The organism is Roseovarius salis (assembly GCF_044472985.1).
Lineage (GTDB): Bacteria > Pseudomonadota > Alphaproteobacteria > Rhodobacterales > Rhodobacteraceae > Roseovarius > Roseovarius salis.
Genome location: NZ_JBISDG010000005.1, coordinates 99,917 through 124,620, shown reverse-complemented (window position 1 = coordinate 124,620; position 24,704 = coordinate 99,917). Strand labels below are relative to the sequence as shown.

Sequence of the window (24,704 nt, the reverse complement as noted above, 5' to 3'; positions counted from 1 at the left end):
GACCCCCTCGATTCGCGCGTCCCGCCCATAGCCCTTGGGTTTTTTGCGCACGTAGGTCACAGGGCGGCGCGCACGTCATCGCGCGGCAGAAGCCCGGCCCGCCCCAACCGCTCCAGCACCCGGTCGCGGGCGGCGCGGGCGGCGCTTGTGTCGCGGTCGGGCCGGCGCGCCTCCGGCGATTGCGGCAGAGCCACCAGCAGCGCGGCCTCGGCCGGTGTCAGGCGCCGTGGTTCCTTGCCGAACCATGCGAGGGTGGCCGCGCGCACACCTTCGAGGTTTCCGCCGAACGGGGCACGGGCAAGGTAGAGGCGCAGGATCTCGTCCTTTCCGAGCCGCCGCTCCAGCGCCAGCGCCGCGCGCATCTGCCGTATCTTGCCCGCCCACCGGCCGGTGCCGCTGTCCTCCAGCAGGCGGGCCACCTGCATGGTGAGGGTCGAGCCGCCCGATACGATCCGGCCATTCCACAGGGCCTGACCCGCAGCACGCAGCAAAGCCAACGGGTCCACGCCCGCATGGCGATAGAAGCGCTTGTCCTCGTAGGCCACGAGCATTTCGAGGTAAAGCGGGTCCACCTCCTCGGGGGCGGCGCGCAGCCGCCAGCGGCCATCTTCGACAGTGTAAAGCCTCAGCAGTCTGCCGTCCCGGTCGCGTATTTCCGCCGAGGTTTCCGAAACCAGCGGCGGCAGGACCGTCGCATCGATCCAGCCGTCCAGCGTGTCACGGGCCAGCGCCACTGCAAAGAGCGCCGCGGCAAGCGCAAGAAGCCGGCCGTGTGCAAGCATGGTCACGCCCGCCTTCGTCCATGGCGCCCGCGCGGTGTCACCGTGTCACGCGCATCCGCCCCGTGGCCGAACGGGCCCTGTAGCGGGGGCGGTACATGTCCTCGACCGAGGCCGCGGGATGATGGTAGCTGCCGGGCGTGACGGCGCGCACGATATAGGCGAGCCGGAACGCCTTGTCCGACCGCCAGTCCACCGCTGCAACGAACCGGTCGGCGCGGAACTCGGTATGGCGCGCATCGGCCGGGTCCAGCCAGTCCAGCGCGGCGATGTCGCCCGCGCGCAGCAGGTTGGGGTTGTCGATCTCCAGCCCCGCCGGCAGCGGGTCGTCGACGATGAGCCGCGCCGCGCCGTCCTCGAAGGGTCGGACACGCAGCACCGCGACCAGCCGCGTGCCGGTTTCCACCGCGTCGAGGGACACGGGCTCGCCGTCCATGTCGTAGTAACTGCGGTCGATCGCGTAGCCGTAGCCGCCGGCCTCGGGCGGGGTTTCAGGCACGCCGAGCGTGGTCAGGGTGATGTCCACCGGCCGGTCAGCGGTATTGGTAACGGACCGTGCCGGCATGCCGGCCTCGACCTTTCGCACAAGGGGCCCCGACACCGGCTCGCCGTTCACCTCCAGCCCCGACAGCGCGGGATCGTCCACCAATGCGCGCACCGCCAGCAGGGTCCAGGCCTGTTCCTGGGTCGACATGTCCGGCCCCGCACCGGCAAGCGCGCCGGCAAGGCCGGACATGTCGATCGCATCACTGCCCGCCTCGGCGGCCAGAGCCAGAACACCCGCCCGGTCACGCAAGCGAGTGCCGTAGTCCGCGCGCCAGATCTGGGCCTCGGGGCCGGTCTGCTCCGTCAGTCGGCGCATCGCCATGGCGAACATGCGATCGGCCCGCGTCTGGTCCCCGTAATGCGCCAGCGCCGCGCCAAGCTGCGCCAGCGCCAGCGGGGAGCCAAAATTCCCGGCCTTTACATCGGCGTAATAGCGCAGGTTGCCCATGCGCGCCGCGCCCTCGCGCGCCAGGACCATCAGCGCATAGGCTACGTCCTCGCCGCCGTCGTCGAAATCGGGGGCGTAGTTGACCCGGTTGCGCAGGTTGTCCATCGCCATGGAAAAGGCCCGGCCCGGCACGTCGTGCCCCTGCGCCCGCGCCCGCGACAGGAAATCGGTCACGTAGGCGTCCAGCCAGAAATCGCCCGAGCCGGCCCGCCACAGGCCGAAACCCCCGCCGCTCGACTGGCGCGAGAGCACCTGCGCCACCGCCTGACCGATCCGCTCTTCGATGCGGCTTGCGTTGCCGAAGCCAAGCGCGGAGGCCACCTGCCCGAAATAGAGAAGCGGCATCGCCTGCGAGGTCACCTGCTCGGTGCAGCCATAGGGAAATCGGTCGAGCGCGCTCAGCAGACCCGGTGCGTCGAAACGGGCCAGCGGACCGGCCGAGAGAATGGCACTGCCGGTGCCCCGCCGCAGGTTCGCGAACACCTCGTCACCGAGCGTGAAGGTGCTGCCCGCACCGAGCGAGAAGCGCCGGGTGGTCGCGATCTCGGGGTCGTTCGCGCGCACACCAAGCGACAATGACTTGGTCAGTTGTCTGCCATCCGGGGTCGTCAGCGCCACGCGCACCGCATGGTCGCCCACCTCGTCCGCCCTGATCGGCAGGCGAAACACCGCCTTTTCCCGTGCGCCAAGATCGAATCCGGACGGCACCGCGCCGGAGAAGCCGAGGCCCCCGGACGTCGTCACGTCGAGGCCCATCCGCCCGGCTGGCCCCTCGGCATGGACGATTTCCAGCAGCAGGCGGCTCTCGTCGCCCGGGGCGAGGAAACGCGGCAGCGACGCGGTGACCACCACCGGGTCGCGCACCAGCACGTCACGATCGGCCTGCCCGACGGCGCGGGGCGACCACGCCACGGCCATCAGGCGAACGGTGCCATTGAAGTCGGGCATGTCGAAGCTGGCCCGCGCCGTTCCGTCCGGACCGACCTTTACCGGCCCGGTGAACTGAGCTACCAGCTCGTCCTGCGGCGGGGGCGACTCGAAGCTGGGGCGGCCCGCGTCACCGCCGGAGCGCACCCGTCCTTCCGCCCCCTGCATCCCGTCGATCAGTCGGCCGTAAAGGTCGCGGATCTCGACGCCGAGGCGGCGCTGGCCGAAATAGTGCTCAGACGGGTCGGGGCTGTCGAACCCGGTCAGGTTCAGGATACCGGCGTCAACGGCCGCGATCGTGACATAGCCGGTTTCGCCCTCGGCCAGGCCGTCGACATCCACCGCGATGTCGAGCGCACCGCGCGGTTCCGCGCGTTCGGGGGCGTCGATGGCAACCTCGAGCTGCCGGTCGCCCGGGTCGAGTTTCGCATAGGACAGCCCGAGCGACCGCGCCGGGTTCTGCCCCGCCGCCACGTCCATCGGGCGGATGACCTGCGCGGTGACATAGGCACCGGCGCCCCATTCCTCGGTCACCGGCAACGGGATAATGTTCTCGCCCTTGCTGACCTCGACCGCCTTCATGTCGATCACGCGGTTCGACATCACGGTGACCAGCGCGACACCGGTGTAACGCGGCACGATGCGCAGATTGGCGGTGTCGCCGGGGCGATACCCCGGCTTGTCAAGCGACAGCTCCAGCGTGTCGGGCGTGGTGGCGGTGTCGGCGGGCGCGTACCAGCCTGCGTGAAAATCAGACGAGGCCGCGATGTAGTCGCCATCGACCCGCTCCACGACCAGTTCGTAATGCCCCCATTTCACGGGCGCCGAGACAGTCGCCGGATCGCCGGTCAGCGATATCTCGCCGGTGGCGACGCGCTCGCGGGTGGTGATCGGCTCCCAGTTCCAGTTGCCGTATTCCCGGTACCACTGGTAGCGGGTGTCGATACGGTTCAGTGTCCATTTCACGCGCATGGGCCGCGGGCCGAGATCCGCTCCTATGCCAATCACGTCAAAGGCGGCCTCCGCGCCCTCGGCCACGACCCCGTCGAATTGCGGCCGGATACCGATCATCGGCCCGGCAGGGGCCAGCATGCGCGTCACCTCGCGCTCCACCGGGCGGCCCGAGCCCTCGCGCACGCTGATCCGCACCGTCGCCTCGTAGGGGCGGTCCGTCACCTTGGCCCGCGGGATGTTCGCGGCCAGCGTCAGCATGCCATCCTCGCCGGTTGTGCCGCCCTCGACATATTCCGTCCGCGCAGAGACCTGTTCATCGTGGCGGCCAAAGACATACCCCGGGAACTGTTCCAGCCGGCGCTTGGGGGAAAGACGCACCGTGCCCTCGGCCTCCAGCCCCGCCCCCGGTGCACCGAAGAGGTAGCGTGCCGCGATCTCGACCGGGGGCGCGTCGCCGGGGCGGATCGGGGCGTCGGGCAGCGCGAGGTCGAAATCTATGCGCTCGGGCAGGAAATCCTCGACCAGCACCGTCTCGCTCGCCAGTGGCTCGGCCTCGGGGTCGGCCTTGATCTGGAGCGTCCACGCCCCGCGCGGGGCGGTTTCGTCCACCGGCATCTCGAAGACATGGCCGCCGGCGGCGTCCTTGGCCGAAAGGTGCCGGGAATACTCCACGCCGTCGGGCCGCTTCAGGATCGCGGTGAGCGGCAGGCCGGTCACGGCATCGGCCACTTCATCGCGGGCCAGGGCGGTGGCATGAATCGCCTCGCCCGCGCGGTAGGCGCCGCGGTCGGTGGCGAGAAACACGTCGACCGGGGGGGCGGGCGCACGCCCCTCCACCCCGCGATCGGACAAGTCGAAGGCCGGGTCCGTCAGGGAAAGGAAGGCAAGATCGTCCTCGCCCTGCCGTGCCAGCACCATCGCCGGGGCGGCCGCGCCCGTGCCGCGTGTCAGCCCCGGCGCGAACCGCGCGTGCCCCCGCGCGTCGGTGGTGAGCGTGGCCAGCTCGCGGTTGCTTTGCGACAGCAGGGTCAGCTCGATTCCCTCCCGCGCCTCGGCATCCGACAGGCCCCGCACGAAGACGTGCAGCCCGTCGGTGCCCTCGAGCGTGGTGAGGCCAAGATCCGTCAGGACGAACCACTGGGTGGCGCCGGGATCTTCGTAGGGCCGGCGGCCGGGCACGCGGGCGGTCAGGGTATAGATGCCCGGTGCCTCGTCTGCCAGCACGTCGCCGAGCGGCAGGCGCGTGGTCATCGTGCGGTTGAGCCGGTTCTGCACCTCGCCGGTGCCGGTCCAGACCTCCTCGGCGATATCCTCGGTGAACTCGCGCTCGGCGTAATAGCTGAGCGGCCGGGCGAAAAAGTCCTCCTGAATGGTGCGGAGCAGGTTACGGTCGCTGACGCGGCGCAGGATCAATTCAACCTCGTCGAGGTTGACGGTCTCGATGGGCAGCGCGGTGCCCGCCGCCCGCGGCAGGACGTAGGAGCGGCCGGGGAATGCAACCTCCGGGCTGCGGTCGCGGACATAGACCGCGATCTCGACGTCCTTGATGAGCGTTTCGTCGCTTGCCGCCGGCAACCCCTCGCGGAATGTCACACGGTAACGCTCTCCGTGTTCCACACCGTCGATACAGAGCTGGCGCTCTTCCGCCGACACGGCAAGGCCCGGGTCCGGCAGCTGCACATAGGGCGTGTAATCCAGCCCCGCCTTGACCAACGGCTCGGAGAACTCGGCGCATATGCGTGGGCTGGCGCTTTCATGGTCGGCCCGGTGCCCGGTGATGCGGAAGCCGTATTTGGGTACCGCATCCTCCAGCGCGGCCATCACATCGGCACGTGGTCGAATGCTTTCGGCCAGCCGGAGCGCGCTGACCATGTCGCGGCCGCGGCCCACGCGTTCCAGCGCCTCGGCCATCTGCATCAGCGCATTGATACGCACCGGCGCGGTCAGCCCGCGCAGATAGGCGTTGGCCGCCGCGTGCATGGCGCGGGCGGCGTTGCGCCGCGCCTCGGCCTCATCCTGCGTCTGGACGCGCATCGACAGACGGGCATATTCCACCCATTGTCCGGGGGCATCAGTTCGCGCCACGATCGCCCCTGTCCAGCGCATCGCGTTGAGGTGATCCCCCTCCGCCTGCCGGGCGCGGGCGGCATCCTGCATCACCGCGACGTCCCATTGACCGCCGGGATGGCGCGCGCCGATTTCCAGCGCGAGCGTTCGGGCCTGTGCGATATCTTGCCCGGTCAGAAAATCCAGTTCAGCCGCGCGCGCCGGGGCCTGCGCCAGAACGCGCGGGTCCGTCGGGAAAAGCCGCGCGGAAACCGCCCCGTCATATGGCTGTGTCTCCTCGACCGCGCTCTTGGGGAAACATGCGCTTGAACGGGTGTTGTAGGTGTAGGCCTTGCAATCGGGGTCGGCGAAACAGGCGTTGCGGCAGGCCTCGCGCGTCGTGTCGAACATGGGCTGCAGGTCCGCGCCATAGAAATCGGTGTCCAGCGTGACGCTCTGGCGCCGCTCGGGCACGGGCGGCTGGGACATGGCGGGACCGACGAGCCCGAGGAAAAGAATGGCGGAAAGGACGAGACGTGTCATTGGTGCTTCTCCTGCACTGCAACACGATGGTGCCACGAGCCCCGGCAACAAACAACGATTCCAAGGGCAGGCTGGCGCCGTGGTTAAGAGCTTCTTCATAAGGATGACGTCATGCTGCGCGCCGATCCGATCGACAGCGCGGCGGAGGCCGGTTCATGAATCTCGCCGAGAAACTGGCGCAGGAACGCCGTGCGCGTCTAGCGGCGGAACGGCGGCTGGAGCAGAAGCAGGCCGAACTGCATGCCGCCAACCGCAAGCTGGGTCAGCATGCAATGGCGCTGTCCGAAGAGATCGTCGAGACACGCGCCGAGGTCAGGACCGTCCGGGACGAGAACGAACGCGTCAAGTCGGACCTGACGGTGGCCAACGAGAAGATCCAGATCGCCGAGCGCCGGCTGTGGCACTCGATCCAGACGATCCAGGACGGGTTCGCCTTTTTCGACGCCGAGGGCCGGATGATCGCCGCCAACCATGCGTGGTTGGCCGTGTTCGACGGGATCGAGGCGGTTGGCCCCGGAATCTGTTACGGGGATATCCTGCGGATCGCCACGGAAGAGGGAATCGTCGATATCGGCGACACGCCTCCGGCCACGTGGCGCCAGAGAATGCTGGACCGCTGGCAAGGCCCCGCGCCGGAGCCGGAGGTAATCCGGCTGTGGAACGGCGAGTACATCAAGCTCATCGACCAGCGCGGCCACGGGGGCGACATGGTCAGCCTCGCGCTGAACATCTCCGACACGATCCGCTACGAAAGCGAGCTAAAGGAGGCCCGCCACCAGGCCGAGGCCGCGAATGCCGCGAAATCCTCTTTCCTTGCCAACATGAGCCACGAGATCCGCACCCCGATGAACGGCATCGTGGGGATGGCGGAGTTGCTCCGTGAAACCCGGCTTTCCGAGGAGCAGAAGCTATACGTCGAAACGGTCAAGAGCTCTGGCGAGGCGCTTCTCGTCATCATCAACGACATTCTCGACTATTCCAAGATGGAGGCAGGAAAGCTGGCGCTTCACCCCGAACCCTTCGACCTGGAGCGCTGCATCCACGAACTGGTGACGCTCATGCAGGTCAACGCGCGCGACAAGGGGCTCGACCTGCTGGTGGATTACGACCTTTTCCTGCCGGGGCAATTCGTGGGCGACCCGGGGCGCATCCGGCAGGTTCTGACCAACCTTCTGGGCAACGCCATGAAATTCACCGAAAGCGGCCACATCATCGTTCGGGCCACGGGCGTACCCGCCGACGACCTGTCGGAGGTTACGCTTCACATCGCTGTCGAGGATACCGGCATCGGCATCGGCGCGGACAAGCTCGGCCACATATTCGGCGAGTTCAACCAGATCGAGGACGCAAGGAACCGCAAGTTCGAGGGGACCGGGCTGGGGCTGGCGATTTCACAGCGCCTGGTAAGGCTGATGGGGGGCGAGATATGGGTTGAGTCGGAGGAGGGCGCGGGATCGACCTTTGGTTTTACCGTCACGCTTCCCACGACTGGGTGCCCCGACACCGGCCCGACCCGCCCGTCGGCGCATCTGCGCAAGGTCCTCGTTGTCGATGACCAGAACACCAACCGTGCCATCCTGCAGAGACAGCTCGGGGCTCTCGGGCTGACGGTCGTCGGCACGGCCGACACCCCGTCGGCGTTGCAGGCCCTGGGCGACACCGCGGCTGACGCGGATCTCGTCGTGACCGCGCATCACGCGCAGGGGCTGGACGGTTTCCGGCTGGCGGATGCGTTGCAGGACGCGGGGAATGAAACGCCGGTCATCGTGATGACCGCCGATCCCGTTGCAGGCGCACGGGACGCACCGGGGCGAAACGTTCACGCGGTTCTGGCGCACCCCGTCCAGCGGGCCGCGCTTCTGGCCGCGCTCGGCAGCCTGCCGTGTCACGAGCATGGCGCGGGCGCGGGGCGGGGGGACGGCACGAACGGCGCCCAACGTGCCGTGCGGGTGCTCGCGGCCGAGGACAACAAGACCAATCGTCTGGTCTTTTCCAAGATGGTCAAGACGTTCGACATCGAGCTCGAATTCGCCGCGGACGGGAAAGAGGCGGTCAGCCGGTTCCAGAGCTTCGCGCCGGATGTGGTATTCATGGACATCTCGATGCCGGGCATGGACGGCAAGGAAGCCACCGCCCGCATCAGGTCGCTCGAGGCTACGCGCGGCGCACGGGTGCCGATCATCGCCATGACGGCACATGCAACGGATGCCGAACGCGAGACCATCCTCGCGGCAGGGCTGGACCATTTCCTGACAAAGCCCCTGAAAAAGGCCGAGATCGCGGCCCGGATCGCGGCGGCGTGTCCGCCCGGCGCGCGCCCGCCCCTGCCAGACCGTGCGCCAGCCTGACCCTTGATGTCAGGCCGGTGCCGCGCCCCGCACGAACACCGGCTTGTCCGGCTCCGACAGCTCGGGGCGGTAGGCATAGCCGCCGGTGTCGAAATCACACAAGCTGGCCGGGTCGATAAGCCTATGCTGAATGATGAAGCGGGCCATCGCGCCGCGCGCCTTCTTGGCATAGAAGCTGACAATCCTTGGTCCGTCGGCCTTGTCCTCCATGAAGACGGGAGTGATCACCCGCAGGCCCAGCGCATCTGTATCCACCGCGCCGAAATATTCCTGGCTGGCGCAGTTCACCAGCGTGTCGGTGCCGATCTCGTCGGCCTGCGATTTCAGCGCCCGGGCGATCCGGTCGCCCCAGTAATCATAAAGATTCTTGCCGCGATCGGTTCTCAGCCGGCTCCCCATTTCCAGCCGGTAGGGTTCGATGGCGTCGCGCGGGCGCAACACGCCGTAGAGCCCGGAGAGGATGCGCAGGTGCTCCTGCGCCCAGTCCATCTCGCCCGGCTCCAACGACCCCGCCTCCAGCCCCTGGTAGGTGTCCCCGGCAAAGGCGAGCGCCGCCGATGCGCGCTCCATCGTGCCGAAATCGGCGAACCTGTCCGCGTTGAGCCGGGCAAGCTTGTCGCTGATGCCCATGAGCTTCTGCAGCTCGCCCGCTGACAGGCCCCGCGCCACCTCGGCCAGTTGCTTGGCGTCCTCCGCGAATTGCGGTTCGGTCGCGTCGGGCATGTCGCCCACGGTCATGTCCATCTTCTTGGCCGGCGACAGCACCACAAGCATGGCGTTCTCCTCTCATCCGCGGTCGCCCGGGACTTAGTCCGTCGTGCGCAGGACGTCCAGAAAGGCGGCCCCGAAACGTTCATTCCGTCTGTCACCCAACAGGCGCGCCATTTCCGACAGGTCACGCGGGCGCAACGACGCGACACGCGCCAACAGGGCGGCGGAACAGCTCAATGGCTTGTCGAGACCGTCCGCCCCGCGGGCGAGCTCGGCCTGCTTCTCGGCCAGCCTGTCATAGAGCGTGCCCGCCTCGCGGCCCGCCAGCTTGCGCCTCTTTGGGTGCATCGCCTCGGCCTCGCCGTTGATCACCTCCAGAAACGCGGCACCGTATTGCTCGAGCTTCTTGGCGCCGACGCCGCTCACACTGGCCATTTCGTCCATGGTGCGCGGCCGGCGCTCGGCCATCTCGATCAGCGTGCGGTCATTGAAAACGATGTAGGCGGGCATCCTGGCCGCCTCGGCGATGGCGCGGCGCTTGGCCTTGAGCGCGGAGAGCAGCGGCGCATCCTCCTCCGACACCAGGGCCTTGGCGGCGGGCCGGCGCGTTGCCTTGGCCGGCGCGTCGCGGCGCAGCGTCACGCGCTCTTCGCCGCGCAGGACCGGATGCGCCTTCTCGGTTACACGAAGCGCGCCATGACGCTCGGGATCGGGGCGCAGCAGGTCGCGGCCCAGTATCTGGCGAAACGCCGATTGCCAGCCGCGGCGCGTCATTTCGCGGCCCACGCCGAAGGTTGGCAGCCGCTCGTGACCGCGCGCGCGCACCTTTTCCGTTTCATTGCCGGTCAGCACGTCGATCAGGTGGCCAGCGCCGTAGGATTCGCCCGTGCGCAGCGCCGCCGAAAGCGCCATTTGCACCGCCTCGGTGGCATCATGCGTCTCGGGCGGGGAGTCGCACAGGTCGCAGTTGCCGCACCGCGCCGCGGTCTCGCCGAAATAGCCCAGAAGCGCGGAACGCCGGCATGTCAGCGCCTCGGCCAGACCCAGAAGTGCATTCAGCCGCGCATGATCGGCGCTGCGCCGCTCCGGCGGGGCGAGCCCCTCGTCGATCTGGCTGCGGCGCAGGCGGATATCGTCCGCACCGAAGAGGGTCAGCGTCTCTGCCGGGGCGCCATCGCGGCCCGCCCGGCCGATTTCCTGGTAATAGGACTCGATCGATTTGGGCAGGTCCGCATGCATGACCCAGCGGATATCGGGCTTGTCGACGCCCATGCCGAAGGCGACGGTGGCGACCACGATCAGCCCGTCCTCGGCGGTGAAACGATGCTCGACCGACCGGCGCGCCTCGGCCTCCATACCGCCGTGATAGGCCACCGCGGCATGCCCGTCATCCCGCAGGGCCTGCGCCAGCGTTTCGGTCTTGGCACGTGTGCCGCAATAGACGATTCCCGCCTGCCCCTTGCGCGCGGCGACGAAAGCCGACACCTGCGCGCGCGGGCGGTCCTTCTCGGCAAAGGCAAGATGGATGTTGGGCCGGTCGAACCCGCGCAGGAATATCTCCGGCGCCTGCCCGTCAAAGAGTTTCTCGACGATCTCGGCGCGGGTCTCGGCGTCGGCGGTGGCGGTAAAGGCGGCCAGCGGCACACCGAGCGCGCGGCGCAGTTCGCCGATGCGCAGATAGTCGGGCCTGAAATCGTGCCCCCACTGGGAAACGCAATGCGCCTCGTCCACGGCGATGAGCGACACGCCGGCACGCCGCAACATCCCGTTCGCCGAGCCGGCGGCCAGGCGCTCCGGCGCCACGTAGAGGAGCTTGAGCCGGCCGGCCTCCAGCCCCTCGCGGACCTCGCGGGTCTCGTCCGCGGTATTGGCGGAGGTCAGCGCCCCGGCCTCTACCCCCGCTGCGCGCAGCGCGCGCACCTGGTCGCGCATCAGGGCGATCAGGGGGGATATCACCAGCGTCACGCCCCCGCGCATCAGCGCCGGCAGCTGGTAGCAAAGCGACTTTCCGCCGCCCGTGGGCATGATGGCCAGCGTGTTACGCCCCCGCGCGACGGTGTCCACGATCTCGGCCTGTCCCGGGCGGAAACCGTCGAATCCGAAGACATCGTGCAGAAGCGTTGCCGCGTTTTGCATGTAAGGCCCGCAAGATGTGGTATGACTGCTCTTTTCCGAACACTTCCACACCGGGACCCGGTTCACAAGTCCCGGCTTAGTAGAACACCGCCGCATTGTTCATCAGGATGATGCGTATGGCGTAGACGCCCACCAGCGCCACCAGCGGTGCCAGGTCGATACCGGACATGGGCGGCAGGATGCGGCGGATCGGCTGATATATCGGCTCCAGCAGCCGGTTCAGCGCATACCAGATCTGCGCCACGAGCTGCTGGCGCAGGTTCAATACCTGAAAGTTTATCAGCCAGCTCATGATCACATGGGCGATGATGAAGAACCACAGGATGTCCAGCAGCAGCATCAGGATCTGAAACAGCGACGTCATCGGCACCTTCCTCGGACAGCGACGGTCCAACACCTAAGCGGGCGGGCTGAAAAGCGCAAGCCTGACGCGGGGTTGCGGTTGACCCGGCCCGGCGCGCGGCAGAGGAGGGCAGCAAGAACACGGAGGACGACGCGCATGTACCCCTTCATCCGCATGGCATGGCAGTTGTGGAAGCACCGACGATCCGACCCCTTGCCGGTCACCGGCACTCACGTGTCACGTCATGTCTGCCTGCCATGGGACATCGACCTGTGGTTGGAGCTCAACAACGGCCGCACGCTGACGCTTTACGACCTGGGGCGCATCCCCCTGGCGGTGCGCACGGGGCTGGCGGGAACCCTGCGACGCAACCGGTGGGGCCTGACCATGGCCGGGGCCAGCGTCCGCTATCGCCGCAGGGTGCGCATGTTCGATACCGTCGAGATGCGGTCACGCGCCGTGTGGTGGGATGACCGGTTTTTCTACATAGAACAGGCGATGTGGAAAATGGACGGGGCGTGCGCGAGCCACATCCTCTACCGTTCGGCCGTCACCGGCAAAGGCGGGATCGTCCCGCCCCGCGAGGTCGCGCGCGCACTGGGCGTCGACCCGGAACCGCCCGAGGCGCCGGGCTGGGTAACGGCCTGGATCGGCGCGGATGCCAAACGCCCCTGGCCGCCCATGCGGGAATGCCACAAGGATTGACTTGCCAGCCGGCAAGCCCGACTGGCATACCCCGCAAGATCACAGGGGGCGGGCATGGTGGCTGTATCGATGCGCAAGCGCATATGGGGCTGGTATTTCTTCGACTGGGCCAGCCAGCCATATCATACCCTGCTTGTCACCTTCGTCTTCGGCCCGTTCTTCGCCGCCGTGGCCTCGGAACATTACCTGTCCGCGGGGCTGGACGAAAGCGCCGCGGACGCCCGGGCACAAAGTCTTTGGTCGCTGGGCCTGACCGTCACCGGCCTGATCATCGGGTTCGGCGCGCCGCTCATGGGGGCGCTGGCCGACACCGCCGGGCGGCGCCTGCCCTGGATACTGGGATTTTCGGCCATGTACGTCGCCGGGGCCACGGGCATCTGGTGGACGCAGCCGGACGGTTCGAACATGTGGTGGGCGCTGACGGCGTTCGGCATAGGGTTCATCGGGGCCGAATACGCACTCATTTTCATCAATTCGCAGCTTCCTTCCCTCGGCACGCCCGACGAGGTCGGCGCGATCTCGGGCTCCGGCTTCGCGTTCGGCTATCTCGGCGGGCTGGTGACACTCGTCCTGATGCTGGCCTTTTTCATGGAGGGGCCGGGCGGACGCACCATGCTGGGGCTGGAGCTGCCTTTCGGCCTTGACGCGCAAACGCGCGAGGGCACCCGTTTCGTCGGCCCCTTCGCGGCGCTGTGGTTCGCGGTGTTCATGGTGCCCTATTTCCTGTGGGTGCGCGACACCGGCCCTGCGCGGCAGGGGCGCGGCGTGGGCGATGCGCTCCGCCTGCTGCACAAATCGGTCACGGGCCTGCGGCGGCGGCTCAGCCTCTCGGCCTATCTGGGCTCGTCCATGTTCTACCGTGATGCGCTCAACGGCCTTTACGGCTTCGGCGGAACCTACGCGGCGCTGGTGCTGAACTGGTCGATCGTCTCGGTCGGCATCTTCGGGATCATCGGGGTGATATCTGCCGCGGTCTTCAGCTGGGCAGGCGGGCGTCTTGACCGACGGTTTGGGCCGAAGCCCGTGGTCGTGGCGGCAAACTGGGGCCTGATCGCCGTCTGCGTCACGGTCGTGGGCATGACCCGCGAACAGGTTTTCGGCATTCCCCTGGCCGAGGGATCGGCCGTGCCCGATATCATCTTCTTTGGCTGCGGCGTGCTGATCGGGGGGCTGGGCGGCACGCTGCAGGCGGCGAGCCGGTCACTCATGGCGCGCCACACCGATCCCGCCGCCCCGACCGAGAGTTTCGGCCTGTACGGCCTGTCGGGCCGTGCCACGGCCTTCATCGCGCCGGGCCTCATCGGGCTGGCGACGACGCTTTCGGGCAGCGCGCGGCTCGGGGTGTCGCCGCTGATAATGCTTTTCCTGCTGGGTCTGCTCCTGCTAAGATGGGTCGACGCAGAAGGAGACAGCCACACATGGTCAGGCCGGTCACACTGATCCTTCTGGTGCTGGGACTTGCAGGATGCAGCACCGCACCGCGGGCGACGGGTGACAGCGCCGAGCCCATCATCTCGACTCAGAACATTCCAGCGGCCATGCAGGGTGTGCACGCCAAGACACTTTTCGGGGCCAAACCGGGCGAGTCGAGACAGGCCCCGACCCCCTTCGGCAGCTACGCCAAGGGATGCGTCGCAGGGGCGGTGCAACTGCCCGAGACCGGCCCGACCTGGCAGGCCATGCGGCTCAGCCGCAACCGCAACTGGGGCCACCCGGAGATGATCGATTTCATTCAGAAGCTCTCGGCAACCGCCGCCAGGCAGCCGGGATGGAAAGGCCTGTATGTCGGCGATATCAGCCAGCCGCGCGGCGGGCCGATGCTTTCGGGGCACCGCAGCCACCAGATGGGGCTGGACGCCGACATCTGGATGCTGCCGCCCGAGCGGCTGAACCTCAGCCGCGCCGCCCGCGAGAACATCTCCTCGATATCGCTCAGGCGGGCCAACGGCGCCTATACCAATCGCAACTGGACACGCCAGCACCACGAGATCATCAAGGCCGCCGCGAAAGATCCGCGCACCGCGCGCATCTTCGTTTTTCCCGGCGCCAAGGTGCGGATGTGCAAGGAGGAAACGGGCGACAGGGACTGGCTGCGCAAGATTCGCCCGTGGTGGGGGCATCACTACCACTTCCATGTCCGGCTGAAATGCCCGGCCGGCGCGAGAGGCTGCGAGAACCAGTCCCCCCCGCCGCCGGGCGATGGCTGCGCGCAGGCGCAGGAATGGGTGGACAACATCCTGAACCCGCCGCCGCCGGACCCCGACGCGCCGCGCCCCGCCCCCCGGCGCGAGCTGACCATGGCCGACCTGCCGCGGCAGTGCGTGTCGGTCCTGCAATCCGAATGACGCCAGATGCTGCGGAAAAATCCGCGCCCGCCCCAGCATTTTGTTTTGACAACCACGGAATCTGTGGCAGGCTGAACTCAACGTCAACAAAGCGAAAGGAGGTGGTCCAGTGTCTATAGAGGTATTGGAGAGAGGTGCCGGAACAGTTCGGGAGGGTCGCGCATAGGGCAGCCCCTGGGCGTCTGACGCCCCGAATTGGTGCGCCTAACCGGCCACCTCCTCAAACTTCTAGGGGGCCGCTCCGTGACAGGGGCGGCCCTTTCGAATTGCACGGATTGTTTGCGCCCGCGACACCGTTTTCGACAGCCGCCAGGAGGCCCGGCCATGCTCCGGATCACCGACCAGATCGCGATCGAGGAGTGGGAACTGACAGAGCAGTTCACCCGCTCGGGCGGCCCCGGCGGGCAGAACGTGAACAAGGTGTCGACGGCGGTCGAGCTGCGGTTCGAGGCCGCGCGCTCGCCCAACCTGCCCGAGCCGGTCAAGACCCGACTGCGCCGGCTGGCCGGCCGGCGCTGGACGACGGAGGGCGCGGTGGTCATCCGGGTCGAGGACACCCGCAGCCAGCCCCGCAACCGAGAGATCGCGCGGGAGCGGCTGGCGGCGCTGGTACGAAAGGCCACCGAGCGGCCCAAGCGCCGCATCCCGACGAAAGTGTCGGCCAACCAGAAACGCAAGCGCGTGGAGCGCAAGAAGAAGCACGGCGAGGTCAAGGCGTTGAGGGGACGGGTGGACCCGGAGGGGTGAGGGGGTGGGGTGAAACCCCATCTTACCGGCTGAAATCAGGCGGGCGACAGGTGGCAGACGGCCCCCGGATCGCTTGCGATCCGGTTCGCGCCCGACCCCGCCCCCCAGGGCGGGCGCGAAACAGCCCACGGTTTCCAAGTGCCGCAACGTCGTCTCGCGCGACGAACACCGCGCCAAGCGGCGCCGCGCCCACCCTCGGGGCCGGGCGCGAACCTGCCGTCATGACGAAAACCGCCGGGGTGACCGCCGATCCGGCTCCGGTTGGCGAGCTGAAGCCCGCAATACGCGAATTTGGTCGAGTTGCGAAAAATCACCGCTATGATATGGTTACGATATGGGCTGCTGGAACTCCGGGTTTGAGTCCCGGCTCCAGCAGCGCCTCTTGCCCGGGCAATGCCCGGAAGGCAACTCCTTTTGGAAGGGAGCGCCTATTCTTCCGCCAGAGCCATCGCATTTATAACATTCGCCATTCTGGCCGCTTCGTTGGGACGGAGGTCGTGTGGAAGCCCGGCTATTCGTACAATACAGTCCGGCCTTATTGGTACAGGAACTTCCAATTGATCCATACTTGATGCAGTCGTTGCGCCTAAATCCAGAAGAGCAGAGTCTTTGTCTCGATTGCCACTACCGCTTGACGATTGCTCTCCAGGCGTCCGGCGCACTCTTTGACGCGCGGGACGATACCCTGTTGGATTTTCCTTATAGCGCAAGAAGTCCCCGATAGCCGACTTCAAGCGAGACTTGTACGAATTCAAGCTACCAGGACTATATTTGGCGCCCTCTATGGTATCGAAGCGCTCTATGATGTGGTCAGGGTCGATTTCTCGAACATCGCGAAGCTCATCTTCCCCCACCGCGTCGACGATACGTTTGATAGAGGCAATTCGGCTTTTCGTCGTTTCGCTCTTACCGAGCCCCTTGTCCAAAGAGTATTCTAGAAACTGCAGCAGGGCACTTGCACTGTATTCGCTTGTCATGGCGATTCTCCTTACAATTGCAAGCCGCCATGCAAGCGTACGTGCGTCAATTATGTTCTGGACGCCGTCAAACCTCCACCTCCATCGCCTCCTGCTCGCCCACTCCGAAGACCCGCTTGTAGCGCGCGACCTCGCCTTCCGGCCCCATGGCCTTGTTGGGGTTGTCCGACAGCTTCACCGTTGGCCGGCCCTCGGCCGAGACGGCCTTGCAGACGAGGCTGAAGGGGGCGAGGCGGTCATCCTCTGTCAGCCCGCGGAAATCGTTGGTCAGCAGCGTGCCCCAGCCGAAGGACGGGCGGCAGCGGCCGAAAAAGCGGGTGTGCAGGTCGATGATCTTGTCCGCGTCGAGCCCGTCGGAGAAGATCACCATTTTCTCGCGCGGGTCCTCGCCGCGGGATTTCCACCATTCGATCGCGGTCTCGGCCCCCTCGACCGGGTCGCCGGAATCGATGCGGATGCCCGTCCAGCCCGCCAGCCAGTCGGGCGCGTTTTCAAGGAAGTTCCGCGTGCCGAAGGTGTCGGGCAGGATGATGCGCAGGTTGCCGGAATGCTCCTCGTGCCAGTCCGACAGGACGTCATAAGGGGCGCGGGCCAGCTCCGCGTCGCTGTCGGCCAGCGCGGCGTAGACCATGGGCAGCTCGTGCGCGTTGGTCCCGATCGCCTCGAGGTCGCGGTTCTTGGCGATCAGGCAGTTGGAGGTGCCGACGAAGCTGTCGCCCAGCCCCTCGTACATGGCGCGCACGCACCAATCCTGCCATAGGAAGGAATGGCGCCGCCGCGTGCCGAAATCGGCGATGCGCAGGCCGGGCACGCCGCGCAGGCGCTCGACCTTTTCCCACAGCTTGGTCATGGCGCGGGCGTAGAGCACCTGCAGCTCGAACCGCTTCATGTCGTGCAGCACCGCGCGCGAGCGCAGCTCCATCAGCACCGCGAGCGCCGGGATCTCCCAAAGCATGACCTCGGGCCACGCACCCTCGAAGGTGAGTTCGTACTGCCCGTCGCGCACCTCCAGGTGGTAGGGCGGCAGGCGCAGCGCCTCGAACCAGTCCATGAACTCGGGCGTGAACATCTGCCGCTTGCCGTAGAAGGTGTTGCCGCGCATCCATGTACTTTCGCCGCGGCTGAGCGAGAGCGAGCGGATGTGATCGAGCTGTTCGCGCAGCTCGCCCTCGTCCACCAGCTCGGCCAGCCGCACATCCGAGTTGCGGTTGATGAGCTGGAAGGTAACCTGGGTGTCCGGGCGGTTGCGAAAGACCGACTGGCACATCAGCAGCTTGTAGAAATCCGTGTCGATCAGCGACCGCACGATCGGGTCGATCTTCCATTTGTGGTTCCAGACACGGGTGGCGATATCGACCATGCGGGCCTCCGGCGGCGGGTTGCCGGACCGGTTAAAGCAAAGGGGGCGCAGGGTGGCAAGGCAAAGCGCAGGCTCACGCGAGGGCGCACACAAGCACCCACAGCGCCATGAAGATCACGATCACGGAACCGATTGTGTAGAAGGTGGCACGCACCTCGTGGTTGCGGGCGGCGAGATAAGCCCAGCCATGGCCCAGCCGCGCCACGACGAAGCCGAAGAACAGAAGGTTTGCAAGCCATAGCGGCGGCCCCGACAGGACGAGCAGAAGCCCGGCCACCCAGAAGGCGGGCACGTTCTCGAGATCGTTGCGGTGCATGCGCCGGGACCGGTCGACATAGTCGTCGGGATCAAGCTGTCCGGGCCGGGGCGACCGGTTCAGCGGCGTGGGGCGCAGATCCTCTGGGGTCACCATCCCGGCGCCGCTTTTCATCATGCGGTAGACCGTCATCCAGCCCTGCCCCATGACCTTGAGCACCATGAGCGCCGCGGCGATCGCGTAGGAGAGAAAAACAGGGTTTTCGAACGACAGATGGGCCATCGTGATGCTCCTGGCCGGGTGGCCGTCTCCGGACGTCAGACGGGCTCGCCGCCCAAGACCTCCCAGAAATCGGCACGCAGGTTGTGGTGCGGAAAGGACTCGTCCGGCACGTCGACACCAAGGAAGGCGCAGAGCGGCTCCCACCCTTCGGCGACGTCGAAGACGAGCAGGCGGTCTGCGGGCAACTCCGCGCGCACCTCCTCGGCGCGGCGGCGATACGCGGCCAGCGCCATGTCGCGGTTGTCGAGCACGCCGCCGAAGGTCTGCTCTCCGGCAAGGCGGTTCCACGCGGCCAGCATGTCGCGGATATGCGGCGGCACCGGCAACTCCTCGTAGCGGGCCATGAGTTTGCCTATGGTGCGGTCGAAACTGGCCCACCATTTCTGTTCGGGGCGGACCGTATGAACCACCTTCGCCCGCGGGAAGGCCGCGGCCAGATCACGCCATACATGGGCGCCGGGCCAGTCGACCTGTGAGCGGTAGCCTTCGAACACCTCGGCCCAGTCCACCGACCCCCCGGCAGCGACCGTTTGCCAATGCGCGACCTGGTGCGGATTGTCCATCACCTCGTGCATGTGATGGCACGGGCCGTACCCGAGCCGTTCCAGCGCGGCCTTGAGGGACTTGGTTCCGGTGCGTCCGAACCCCGAACTGATCACCTCGAGTGTCATGCGCGCTCTCCCGGTTCACATCTGATAATGGGCGCCGATCCCCCACCTGTCCACGAAAATCGCGAATCGCTTTGACCCGGCGCAGCGCTTGGCCGCGCCTTTGGGCACGTGATAGACTGTGACGGGGGAGCGTCGGGTCATGGTACAAATCCGCAATCACTGGGTGACGGCACGGGACATGGTGCGCTCGCGCGCGTGGCGCGAAGGATACGAATCCTTCCGGCTGGGCGAGCCGCCGGACTACGCGGCCCGGGGGCCCAAGGCGTTGGCATACGAATACGGCCGGCTGACGGCGGCCTGCATGAAAGGCGAAGGGCAGACATTGCGCCGCGTATCGCCCCGCCGCCCGGTCAACGAGCACTACGTGCCCGCCCTTGCCGCGGCGCTGAAACGGTCGGCGGCTGGAGACCTCGGGCTACCGTAAAGATGGCGCGCCGCTGACAGGATAGCGGCGACGGGCCGCGCCCTTGATCCACGCGGCGCCGGCCTTCCGGGCGGAACGGTTGACGCAGGCCATTCCATCCGGTGGCGCGAAGGTTCATTGTGTCGCGGACCGGGCGACACGGGACAGGAGACAGTGTTTTGAATTTTCTGGTGACCGGCGGCGCCGGGTTCATGGGGATCAATCTCGTGCGGTTTCTCCTGGCGCGGGGCCACAGGGTGCGCAGCTGGGACATCGCGCCCTTCGACTATCCCGAGGCAGACCGGGTCGAGGTGCTGCAGGGCGATATACGGGATCGCGACCTGCATGACCGCGCCTTCGACGGCATCGACGTCGTGGTGCACTGCGCCGCCGCGTTGCCGCTGTGGGCCCCCGACGAGATCATGTCGACCAATGTCGACGGCACGCGCCGTCTGCTGGAGACGGCAAAGACGAAGGGGATTGCGCGATTCGTCCATATTTCCAGCACGGCGGTCTACGGCATCCCCGACCATCACCCGCTGGTCGAGGACGACCCGATGCAGGGCGTGGGACCTTACGGGGCCTCGAAGGTGAAGGCCGAAGAGGTCTGCGCGGAATTCCGCGCGGGGGGCATGTGCCTGCCCGTGCTGCGGCCCAAGTCCTTCGTCGGGCCCGAGCGGCTGGGGGCGTTCGAGCTGCTCTACGATTTCGCCGCCGACGGGCACAACTTCCCGGTGCTGGGGCGTGGGGACAACCGCTATCAGCTGCTGGACGTGGACGACCTGAACGCCGCCGTGCACCTGGCCGCCACGCTGGAGGCGGAACGGGTCAACGATATCTTCAATGTCGGCGCGGTCCGGTTCGGGACGCTGCGCGAGAGTTTCCAGGCGGTGCTGGACCGCGCGGGGCATGGCAAGAGGGTGATCGGCCTGCCGGCCGCGCCCGCCATCTGGACCCTGCGCGCGCTGGAGACGCTGGGACTCTCCCCGCTTTACAAGTGGATCTACGAGACCGCGGGCAAGGACAGCTTCGTGAGCACCGAGCGGATCGAGGCGCGGCTGGGCTGGCAGCCAGAGTATTCCAACGCCGCGGCGCTGGTGCGCAACTACGAATGGTACCTTGAAAACCGCGACCGGATCTCGGCCCAGACCGGCGTGACGCATCGCGTGCCGTGGAAGCGGGGGGCGCTGCGGCTCTTGCGGCTGGTGATGTGAGCGCGGTCAGCCGCCATGGGCGGCGCGGCTGTCGGCGGGCGCCTCGTCGCGCTCTGTCATGCCGTAATCGCGAAGGACGTGCGCCACGCGCAGGCGGTAGTCGGCGAAAAGCCCGCCGCGCCCCTGTTCCTGCGCCTTGCGGTGCGCGGCCAGCCGGCGCCATTCGGCCACCGCCTCCTCGCTTTGCCAGAAGGAAATCGACAGGAGCTTGTCGGGATCGGTGAGGCTCTGGAACCGCTCGACCGATATGAAGCCGTCGATGCGTTCGGCCAGCGGTCGCATCTCGGCGGCGATGTCGAGGTAGTGCGGCTTGCGGCCCTCGGCGGGGATGACTTCGAAAATGACGGCGATCATGGGCGGCTCCGGTCCTTGTGGCGCCGGCAGTCTCGGCGAGGGCGCCGCCGGTTGCAACCGGGCTTTTCCAAAGGTGCGCCTGCGGCGCGCATTGCGGTTTCGCGTTCAGGCCACGCAGGCCCCGGGGGCGCTGCCCGTCGCCATTGTCGCGCGGACCAATGGCGCGACAACGACGACCCCCCCCGGGATATTTCAGGCCAGAAGACAGGTGGGCATATTGCCAGATTGCGCGCGTGTTGCGGCGGCTGTAGCGTGCCTGCATGGCCATTTCCGTCGAGACCTTCTTCCTTGATCCAGAGGCACAGGGCACGCTGCAGGCGCAGATCCAGCAGATGATCGCCGAGGGCATCCTTTCGGGGCGGTTCCGAAAGGGCGAGAAGCTGCCCTCGTCGCGGCGGCTGGCCACGCATCTGGGAGTGAGCCGGATCACCGTCACACTGGCCTATACCGAGCTGCAGGCGTCGGATTACCTCGAGAGCCGGGACCGGTCGGGTTACTACGTCTCGCAGAACGCGCCGGAGCCGCCGCATTTCGCGCCGCGCCACCCCGCGCGTGACGCCATCGACTGGTCGCGGGCGCTGGGGCGCAGGTACACCGGCGGCGCGACTCCCTCGAAGCCGCAGGACTGGTCGAGCTATCCCTATCCCTTCATCTACGGCCAGACCGATCCCGGCCTGTTCGACCACGCCAACTGGCGTCATTGCGCGCTGCGCGCGCTGGGATCGCGGGATTTCCAGGCGCTCACGGCGGATCACTACGACCATGACGACCCGCAGCTGGTGGAATTCATCGCGCGCCATACCCTTCCCCGGCGCGGGATTCTCGCCCGGCCGGAGGAGATCCTCGTCACGATGGGGGCGCAGAACGCGCTATGGCTGACGGCACAGGTTCTGCTGACACAAAGGCGCACGGCGGTGGCCGAGGAGCCCTGTTATCACGCGCTGCGCGATATCCTGACACAGACCCGTTGCCATCTGTGCCCGGTACCGGTGGACCGCGACGGGCTGCCGGCGGGCGCGCTGCCGGGGCGGGCGGACGTGATCTTCACCACCCCGAGCCACCAGTCGCCCACCAACGCCACGATGCCGCTGGAGCGACGCCGGGCGCTGCTGGACCGCGCGCGAGAGATGGAGGCGTTGATCGTCGAGGACGACTACGAGTTCGAGATGTCCTTTTTGCGCGCGCCGCTGCCGGCGCTGAAATCGCTCGACCCGGACGGGCGGGTGATCTATGTCGGCAGCTTTTCCAAGTCTATCTTTCCGGGGCTCAGGCTGGGATACCTCGTCGGGTCGGAGCCTTTCATCCGCGAGGCGCGCGCCCTGCGCACGAACGTGCTGCGCCACCCGCCCGGGCACGTGCAGCGCACGGCGGCCTATTTCCTTGGCCTTGGGCATTACGACAGCCTGATACGCCGGGTGGGGCAGGTGTTCGCCGAGCGGCGGCGGGTGATGGAGGCGGCGCTGGCCGAAGAAGGGCTCGGCGTGGCGGGGCGCGGCGTGTTCGGCGGCAGCTCGATCTGGATGCGCGCGCCGGAGGGGGTGGACACCGAGGAGCTCGACCACAGGCTGCGCAGGGAGGGCGTGTTGATAGAGCCCGGGCGACCGTTTTTTCACAGCGCCGATCCGCCACGCAACACCTACCGCCTCGCCTATTCCTCCATTCCCGCCGACCGCATTCCCCAAGGAGTCTCGAAACTGGCCACGGCACTGCGCTCCATCGCGTGACTGGCCATAGTGTGGCAGGTATTCTGGCCCTATTGCGCCCTTTTCCCCTGCCGTAGTTTCCGAGCAAACCCGGCAGGGACGCCGGCCCTTGCACGCAGGAGACAGACCGATGCAAATGACCACCGAGGAAGCTTTCGTCAAAACCCTCCAGATGCACGGGATCCGACATGCCTTCGGGATCATCGGATCGGCGATGATGCCGATTTCGGATATTTTCCCCAAGGCCGGGATCACCTTCTGGGATTGCGCGCATGAGGGCAGCGCCGGCATGATGGCCGACGGCTACACAAGGGCCACGGGCAAGATGAGCATGATGATCGCCCAGAACGGCCCCGGCATCACCAATTTCGTGACCGCCGTGAAGACCGCCTACTGGAATCACACGCCGCTTCTTCTGGTCACGCCGCAGGCGGCGAACAAGACCATCGGCCAGGGCGGGTTCCAGGAGGTCGAGCAGATGAAGCTGTTCGAGGACATGGTGGCTTATCAGGAGGAGGTGCGCGACCCGACGCGGGTGGCGGAGGTGCTGAACCGGGTGATCCTGAAGGCGAAGCGGGCGAGCGCGCCCGCGCAGATCAACATCCCGCGGGACATGTGGACACAGGTGGTGGATATCGAGCTGCCGCAGGTCGTGGAGTTCGAACGGCCCACGGGCGGGGCAGAATCGCTCGACCGGGCGGCGGCGCTTCTGAACGCGGCGGAATTCCCGGTGATACTGAACGGCGCGGGCGTGGTGCTTTCGGGCGGGATCGACGCCAGCAAGGCACTGGCCGAGCGGCTGGATGCGCCGGTCTGCGTGGGCTATCAGCACAATGACGCCTTTCCGGGCTCGCATCCGCTTTTCGCGGGGCCCTTGGGCTATAACGGGTCGAAGGCGGGGATGGAGCTGATTTCGCAGGCGGACGTAGTGCTGTGCCTGGGCACGCGGCTCAACCCGTTCTCGACCCTGCCGGGCTATGGTATCGATTACTGGCCAAAGGATGCCAAGATCATCCAGGTTGAGCTGAACCCCGACCGCATCGGGCTGACCAAGAAGGTCAGCGTCGGCATCGTGGGCGATGCCAGGAAAGTGGCCGAGGGGATACTGAAGAGCCTGTCGGAGAACGCGGGCGATGCGGGCCGGGAAGATCGCAAGGCGCTGATTGCCAAGACGAAATCGGCCTGGGCGCAGCAGCTTTCCAGCATGGACCACGAGGAGGACGACCCCGGCACCACATGGAACGAGCGCGCCCGGGCGGCCAAGCCCGACTGGATGAGCCCGCGCATGGCGTGGCGGGCGATCGAGGCCGCGCTGCCGAAAGAGGCGATCATTTCCTCGGATATCGGCAACAACTGTGCCATCGGCAACGCCTATCCGAGCTTCGAGGAGGGGCGGAAATATCTGGCGCCGGGGCTGTTCGGGCCGTGCGGCTATGGGCTGCCATCGGTGATGGGGGCCAAGATCGGCTGCCCGGACGTGCCGGTGGTGGGCTTTGCCGGCGACGGGGCGTTCGGGATTGCCGTCAACGAACTGACGGCCATCGGGCGCGAGGAATGGCCGGCGATGACGCAGATCGTGTTCCGCAATTACCAGTGGGGGGCGGAGAAGCGGAACTCGACCCTGTGGTTCGACGACAATTTCGTGGGCACCGAGCTGGACGAGGGCGTGAGCTATGCCGGGATCGCCAGGGCCTGCGGGCTGAAGGGCGTGGTGGCGCGGACGATGGAGGAACTGACCGACGCGCTGAACCAGGCGATAAAGGACCAGATGGAGAATGGCCAGACCACGCTGATCGAGGCGATGATCAACCAGGAGCTGGGCGAGCCTTTCCGGCGCGACGCGATGAAGAAGCCGGTGGAAGTGGCCGGGATCGACCCGGCCGACATGCGCGAGCAGGTGGTCTGA

General features: G+C 67.1%; 18 protein-coding genes and 2 pseudogenes. 9 read left to right on the top strand and 11 right to left on the bottom strand.

Annotation, left to right across the window (positions count from 1 at the left end):
• The 3 genes and pseudogenes from ACH13J_RS03330 to ACH13J_RS03320 form a co-directional block, all read right to left on the bottom strand.
• Positions 1-75 (bottom strand): annotated as a pseudogene (locus ACH13J_RS03330) (orotate phosphoribosyltransferase); the annotation flags it as partial.
• Positions 63-782 (bottom strand): annotated as a pseudogene (locus tag ACH13J_RS03325) (transglycosylase domain-containing protein); the annotation flags it as partial. The pseudogenes ACH13J_RS03330 and ACH13J_RS03325, both read right to left, overlap by 13 nt.
• A gap of 37 nt (positions 783-819) precedes the next feature.
• Entirely contained in the window at positions 820-6,243 is a 5,424-nt protein-coding gene (locus tag ACH13J_RS03320) for an alpha-2-macroglobulin family protein (RefSeq protein WP_397541891.1), read from the bottom strand.
• A 155-nt stretch (positions 6,244-6,398) separates the two neighbouring features.
• Here ACH13J_RS03320 and ACH13J_RS03315 point away from each other — a divergent pair, with 155 nt between their 5' ends.
• Positions 6,399-8,591, top strand: a complete 2,193-nt coding sequence (locus ACH13J_RS03315) for a response regulator (protein WP_397541890.1) — start codon at positions 6,399-6,401, stop codon at positions 8,589-8,591.
• A gap of 9 nt (positions 8,592-8,600) precedes the next feature.
• Here ACH13J_RS03315 and yaaA read toward each other — a convergent pair whose 3' ends face one another.
• The 3 genes from yaaA to ACH13J_RS03300 all read right to left on the bottom strand — a co-directional run bounded on the left by yaaA (position 8,601) and on the right by ACH13J_RS03300 (position 11,802).
• Positions 8,601-9,365 (bottom strand): peroxide stress protein YaaA, encoded by a 765-nt coding sequence (gene yaaA, locus ACH13J_RS03310; protein WP_397541889.1) that lies wholly within the window; start codon positions 9,363-9,365, stop codon positions 8,601-8,603.
• 33 nt (positions 9,366-9,398) lie between these two features.
• Complete coding sequence (recQ, locus tag ACH13J_RS03305) at positions 9,399-11,438, bottom strand: DNA helicase RecQ (RefSeq protein WP_397541888.1); 2,040 nt, start codon at positions 11,436-11,438, stop codon at positions 9,399-9,401.
• Between the two features lie 76 nt (positions 11,439-11,514).
• Positions 11,515-11,802 carry a YggT family protein gene (locus ACH13J_RS03300; protein WP_397541887.1) on the bottom strand — a complete coding sequence of 96 codons (288 nt, stop codon included), beginning with the start codon at positions 11,800-11,802 and terminating at the stop codon, positions 11,515-11,517.
• Positions 11,803-11,937: 135 nt separating this feature from the next.
• On the opposite strand from ACH13J_RS03300, the gene ACH13J_RS03295 reads away from it, so the two are divergent.
• From ACH13J_RS03295 to arfB, 4 genes are all read left to right on the top strand, one after another.
• Complete coding sequence (locus ACH13J_RS03295; protein WP_397541886.1) at positions 11,938-12,486, top strand: thioesterase family protein; 549 nt, start codon at positions 11,938-11,940, stop codon at positions 12,484-12,486.
• A 54-nt stretch (positions 12,487-12,540) separates the two neighbouring features.
• Entirely contained in the window at positions 12,541-13,926 is a 1,386-nt protein-coding gene (locus tag ACH13J_RS03290) for an MFS transporter (protein ID WP_397541885.1), read from the top strand.
• A 98-nt stretch (positions 13,927-14,024) separates the two neighbouring features.
• Positions 14,025-14,831 (top strand): penicillin-insensitive murein endopeptidase, encoded by an 807-nt coding sequence (gene mepA, locus ACH13J_RS03285; RefSeq protein WP_397541896.1) that lies wholly within the window; start codon positions 14,025-14,027, stop codon positions 14,829-14,831.
• Positions 14,832-15,155: 324 nt separating this feature from the next.
• Entirely contained in the window at positions 15,156-15,578 is a 423-nt protein-coding gene (gene arfB, locus ACH13J_RS03280) for an alternative ribosome rescue aminoacyl-tRNA hydrolase ArfB (protein ID WP_397541884.1), read from the top strand.
• Positions 15,579-16,006: 428 nt separating this feature from the next.
• Here arfB and ACH13J_RS03275 read toward each other — a convergent pair whose 3' ends face one another.
• The 4 genes from ACH13J_RS03275 to ACH13J_RS03260 form a co-directional block, all read right to left on the bottom strand.
• Positions 16,007-16,555, bottom strand: a complete 549-nt coding sequence (locus ACH13J_RS03275; protein ID WP_397541883.1) for a hypothetical protein — start codon at positions 16,553-16,555, stop codon at positions 16,007-16,009.
• A 67-nt stretch (positions 16,556-16,622) separates the two neighbouring features.
• Positions 16,623-17,915 (bottom strand): nicotinate phosphoribosyltransferase, encoded by a 1,293-nt coding sequence (gene pncB / locus ACH13J_RS03270; protein ID WP_397541882.1) that lies wholly within the window; start codon positions 17,913-17,915, stop codon positions 16,623-16,625.
• A 73-nt stretch (positions 17,916-17,988) separates the two neighbouring features.
• A complete protein-coding gene (locus ACH13J_RS03265) occupies positions 17,989-18,453 on the bottom strand; it encodes an MAPEG family protein (RefSeq protein ID WP_397541881.1) in 465 nt (154 codons plus the stop codon).
• A gap of 35 nt (positions 18,454-18,488) precedes the next feature.
• A complete protein-coding gene (locus tag ACH13J_RS03260) occupies positions 18,489-19,124 on the bottom strand; it encodes a sulfotransferase (RefSeq protein ID WP_397541880.1) in 636 nt (211 codons plus the stop codon).
• Between the two features lie 139 nt (positions 19,125-19,263).
• On the opposite strand from ACH13J_RS03260, the gene ACH13J_RS03255 reads away from it, so the two are divergent.
• The gene (locus tag ACH13J_RS03255; protein WP_397541879.1) at positions 19,264-19,548 is read left to right on the top strand and encodes a hypothetical protein; all 285 of its coding nucleotides are present in this window, start codon (positions 19,264-19,266) and stop codon (positions 19,546-19,548) included.
• A 158-nt stretch (positions 19,549-19,706) separates the two neighbouring features.
• Positions 19,707-20,741: an NAD-dependent epimerase/dehydratase family protein gene (locus ACH13J_RS03250; protein WP_397541878.1), complete on the top strand. Its 1,035-nt coding sequence runs from the start codon at positions 19,707-19,709 to the stop codon at positions 20,739-20,741.
• 6 nt (positions 20,742-20,747) lie between these two features.
• Here the strand turns inward: ACH13J_RS03250 and ACH13J_RS03245 are convergent, their stop codons facing one another.
• Positions 20,748-21,095 (bottom strand): antibiotic biosynthesis monooxygenase, encoded by a 348-nt coding sequence (locus tag ACH13J_RS03245; protein ID WP_397541877.1) that lies wholly within the window; start codon positions 21,093-21,095, stop codon positions 20,748-20,750.
• Positions 21,096-21,355: 260 nt separating this feature from the next.
• On the opposite strand from ACH13J_RS03245, the gene pdxR reads away from it, so the two are divergent.
• Together pdxR and xsc are read left to right on the top strand one after the other, a co-directional pair.
• A complete protein-coding gene (gene pdxR, locus ACH13J_RS03240; protein ID WP_397541876.1) occupies positions 21,356-22,819 on the top strand; it encodes a MocR-like pyridoxine biosynthesis transcription factor PdxR in 1,464 nt (487 codons plus the stop codon).
• Positions 22,820-22,928: 109 nt separating this feature from the next.
• Entirely contained in the window at positions 22,929-24,704 is a 1,776-nt protein-coding gene (gene xsc / locus ACH13J_RS03235) for a sulfoacetaldehyde acetyltransferase (protein ID WP_397541875.1), read from the top strand.

Bases quoted from the DNA above. Each gene is read 5' to 3' on its own strand.
- recQ (WP_397541888.1), bottom strand. From the start codon at position 11,438: ATGCAAAACGCGGCAACGCTTCTGCACGATGTCTTCGGATTCGACGGT.
- xsc (WP_397541875.1), top strand. From the start codon at position 22,929: ATGCAAATGACCACCGAGGAAGCTTTCGTCAAAACCCTCCAGATGCAC.
- ACH13J_RS03290 (WP_397541885.1), top strand. From the start codon at position 12,541: ATGGTGGCTGTATCGATGCGCAAGCGCATATGGGGCTGGTATTTCTTC.
- ACH13J_RS03260 (WP_397541880.1), bottom strand. From the start codon at position 19,124: ATGACACTCGAGGTGATCAGTTCGGGGTTCGGACGCACCGGAACCAAG.
- pncB (WP_397541882.1), bottom strand. From the start codon at position 17,915: ATGGTCGATATCGCCACCCGTGTCTGGAACCACAAATGGAAGATCGAC.
- yaaA (WP_397541889.1), bottom strand. From the start codon at position 9,365: ATGCTTGTGGTGCTGTCGCCGGCCAAGAAGATGGACATGACCGTGGGC.
- mepA (WP_397541896.1), top strand. From the start codon at position 14,025: ATGCAGGGTGTGCACGCCAAGACACTTTTCGGGGCCAAACCGGGCGAG.
- arfB (WP_397541884.1), top strand. From the start codon at position 15,156: ATGCTCCGGATCACCGACCAGATCGCGATCGAGGAGTGGGAACTGACA.
- ACH13J_RS03255 (WP_397541879.1), top strand. From the start codon at position 19,264: ATGGTACAAATCCGCAATCACTGGGTGACGGCACGGGACATGGTGCGC.
- ACH13J_RS03300 (WP_397541887.1), bottom strand. From the start codon at position 11,802: ATGACGTCGCTGTTTCAGATCCTGATGCTGCTGCTGGACATCCTGTGG.
- ACH13J_RS03275 (WP_397541883.1), bottom strand. From the start codon at position 16,555: ATGACAAGCGAATACAGTGCAAGTGCCCTGCTGCAGTTTCTAGAATAC.
- ACH13J_RS03295 (WP_397541886.1), top strand. From the start codon at position 11,938: ATGTACCCCTTCATCCGCATGGCATGGCAGTTGTGGAAGCACCGACGA.
- ACH13J_RS03245 (WP_397541877.1), bottom strand. From the start codon at position 21,095: ATGATCGCCGTCATTTTCGAAGTCATCCCCGCCGAGGGCCGCAAGCCG.
- ACH13J_RS03265 (WP_397541881.1), bottom strand. From the start codon at position 18,453: ATGGCCCATCTGTCGTTCGAAAACCCTGTTTTTCTCTCCTACGCGATC.
- ACH13J_RS03315 (WP_397541890.1), top strand. From the start codon at position 6,399: ATGAATCTCGCCGAGAAACTGGCGCAGGAACGCCGTGCGCGTCTAGCG.
- pdxR (WP_397541876.1), top strand. From the start codon at position 21,356: ATGGCCATTTCCGTCGAGACCTTCTTCCTTGATCCAGAGGCACAGGGC.
- ACH13J_RS03320 (WP_397541891.1), bottom strand. From the start codon at position 6,243: ATGACACGTCTCGTCCTTTCCGCCATTCTTTTCCTCGGGCTCGTCGGT.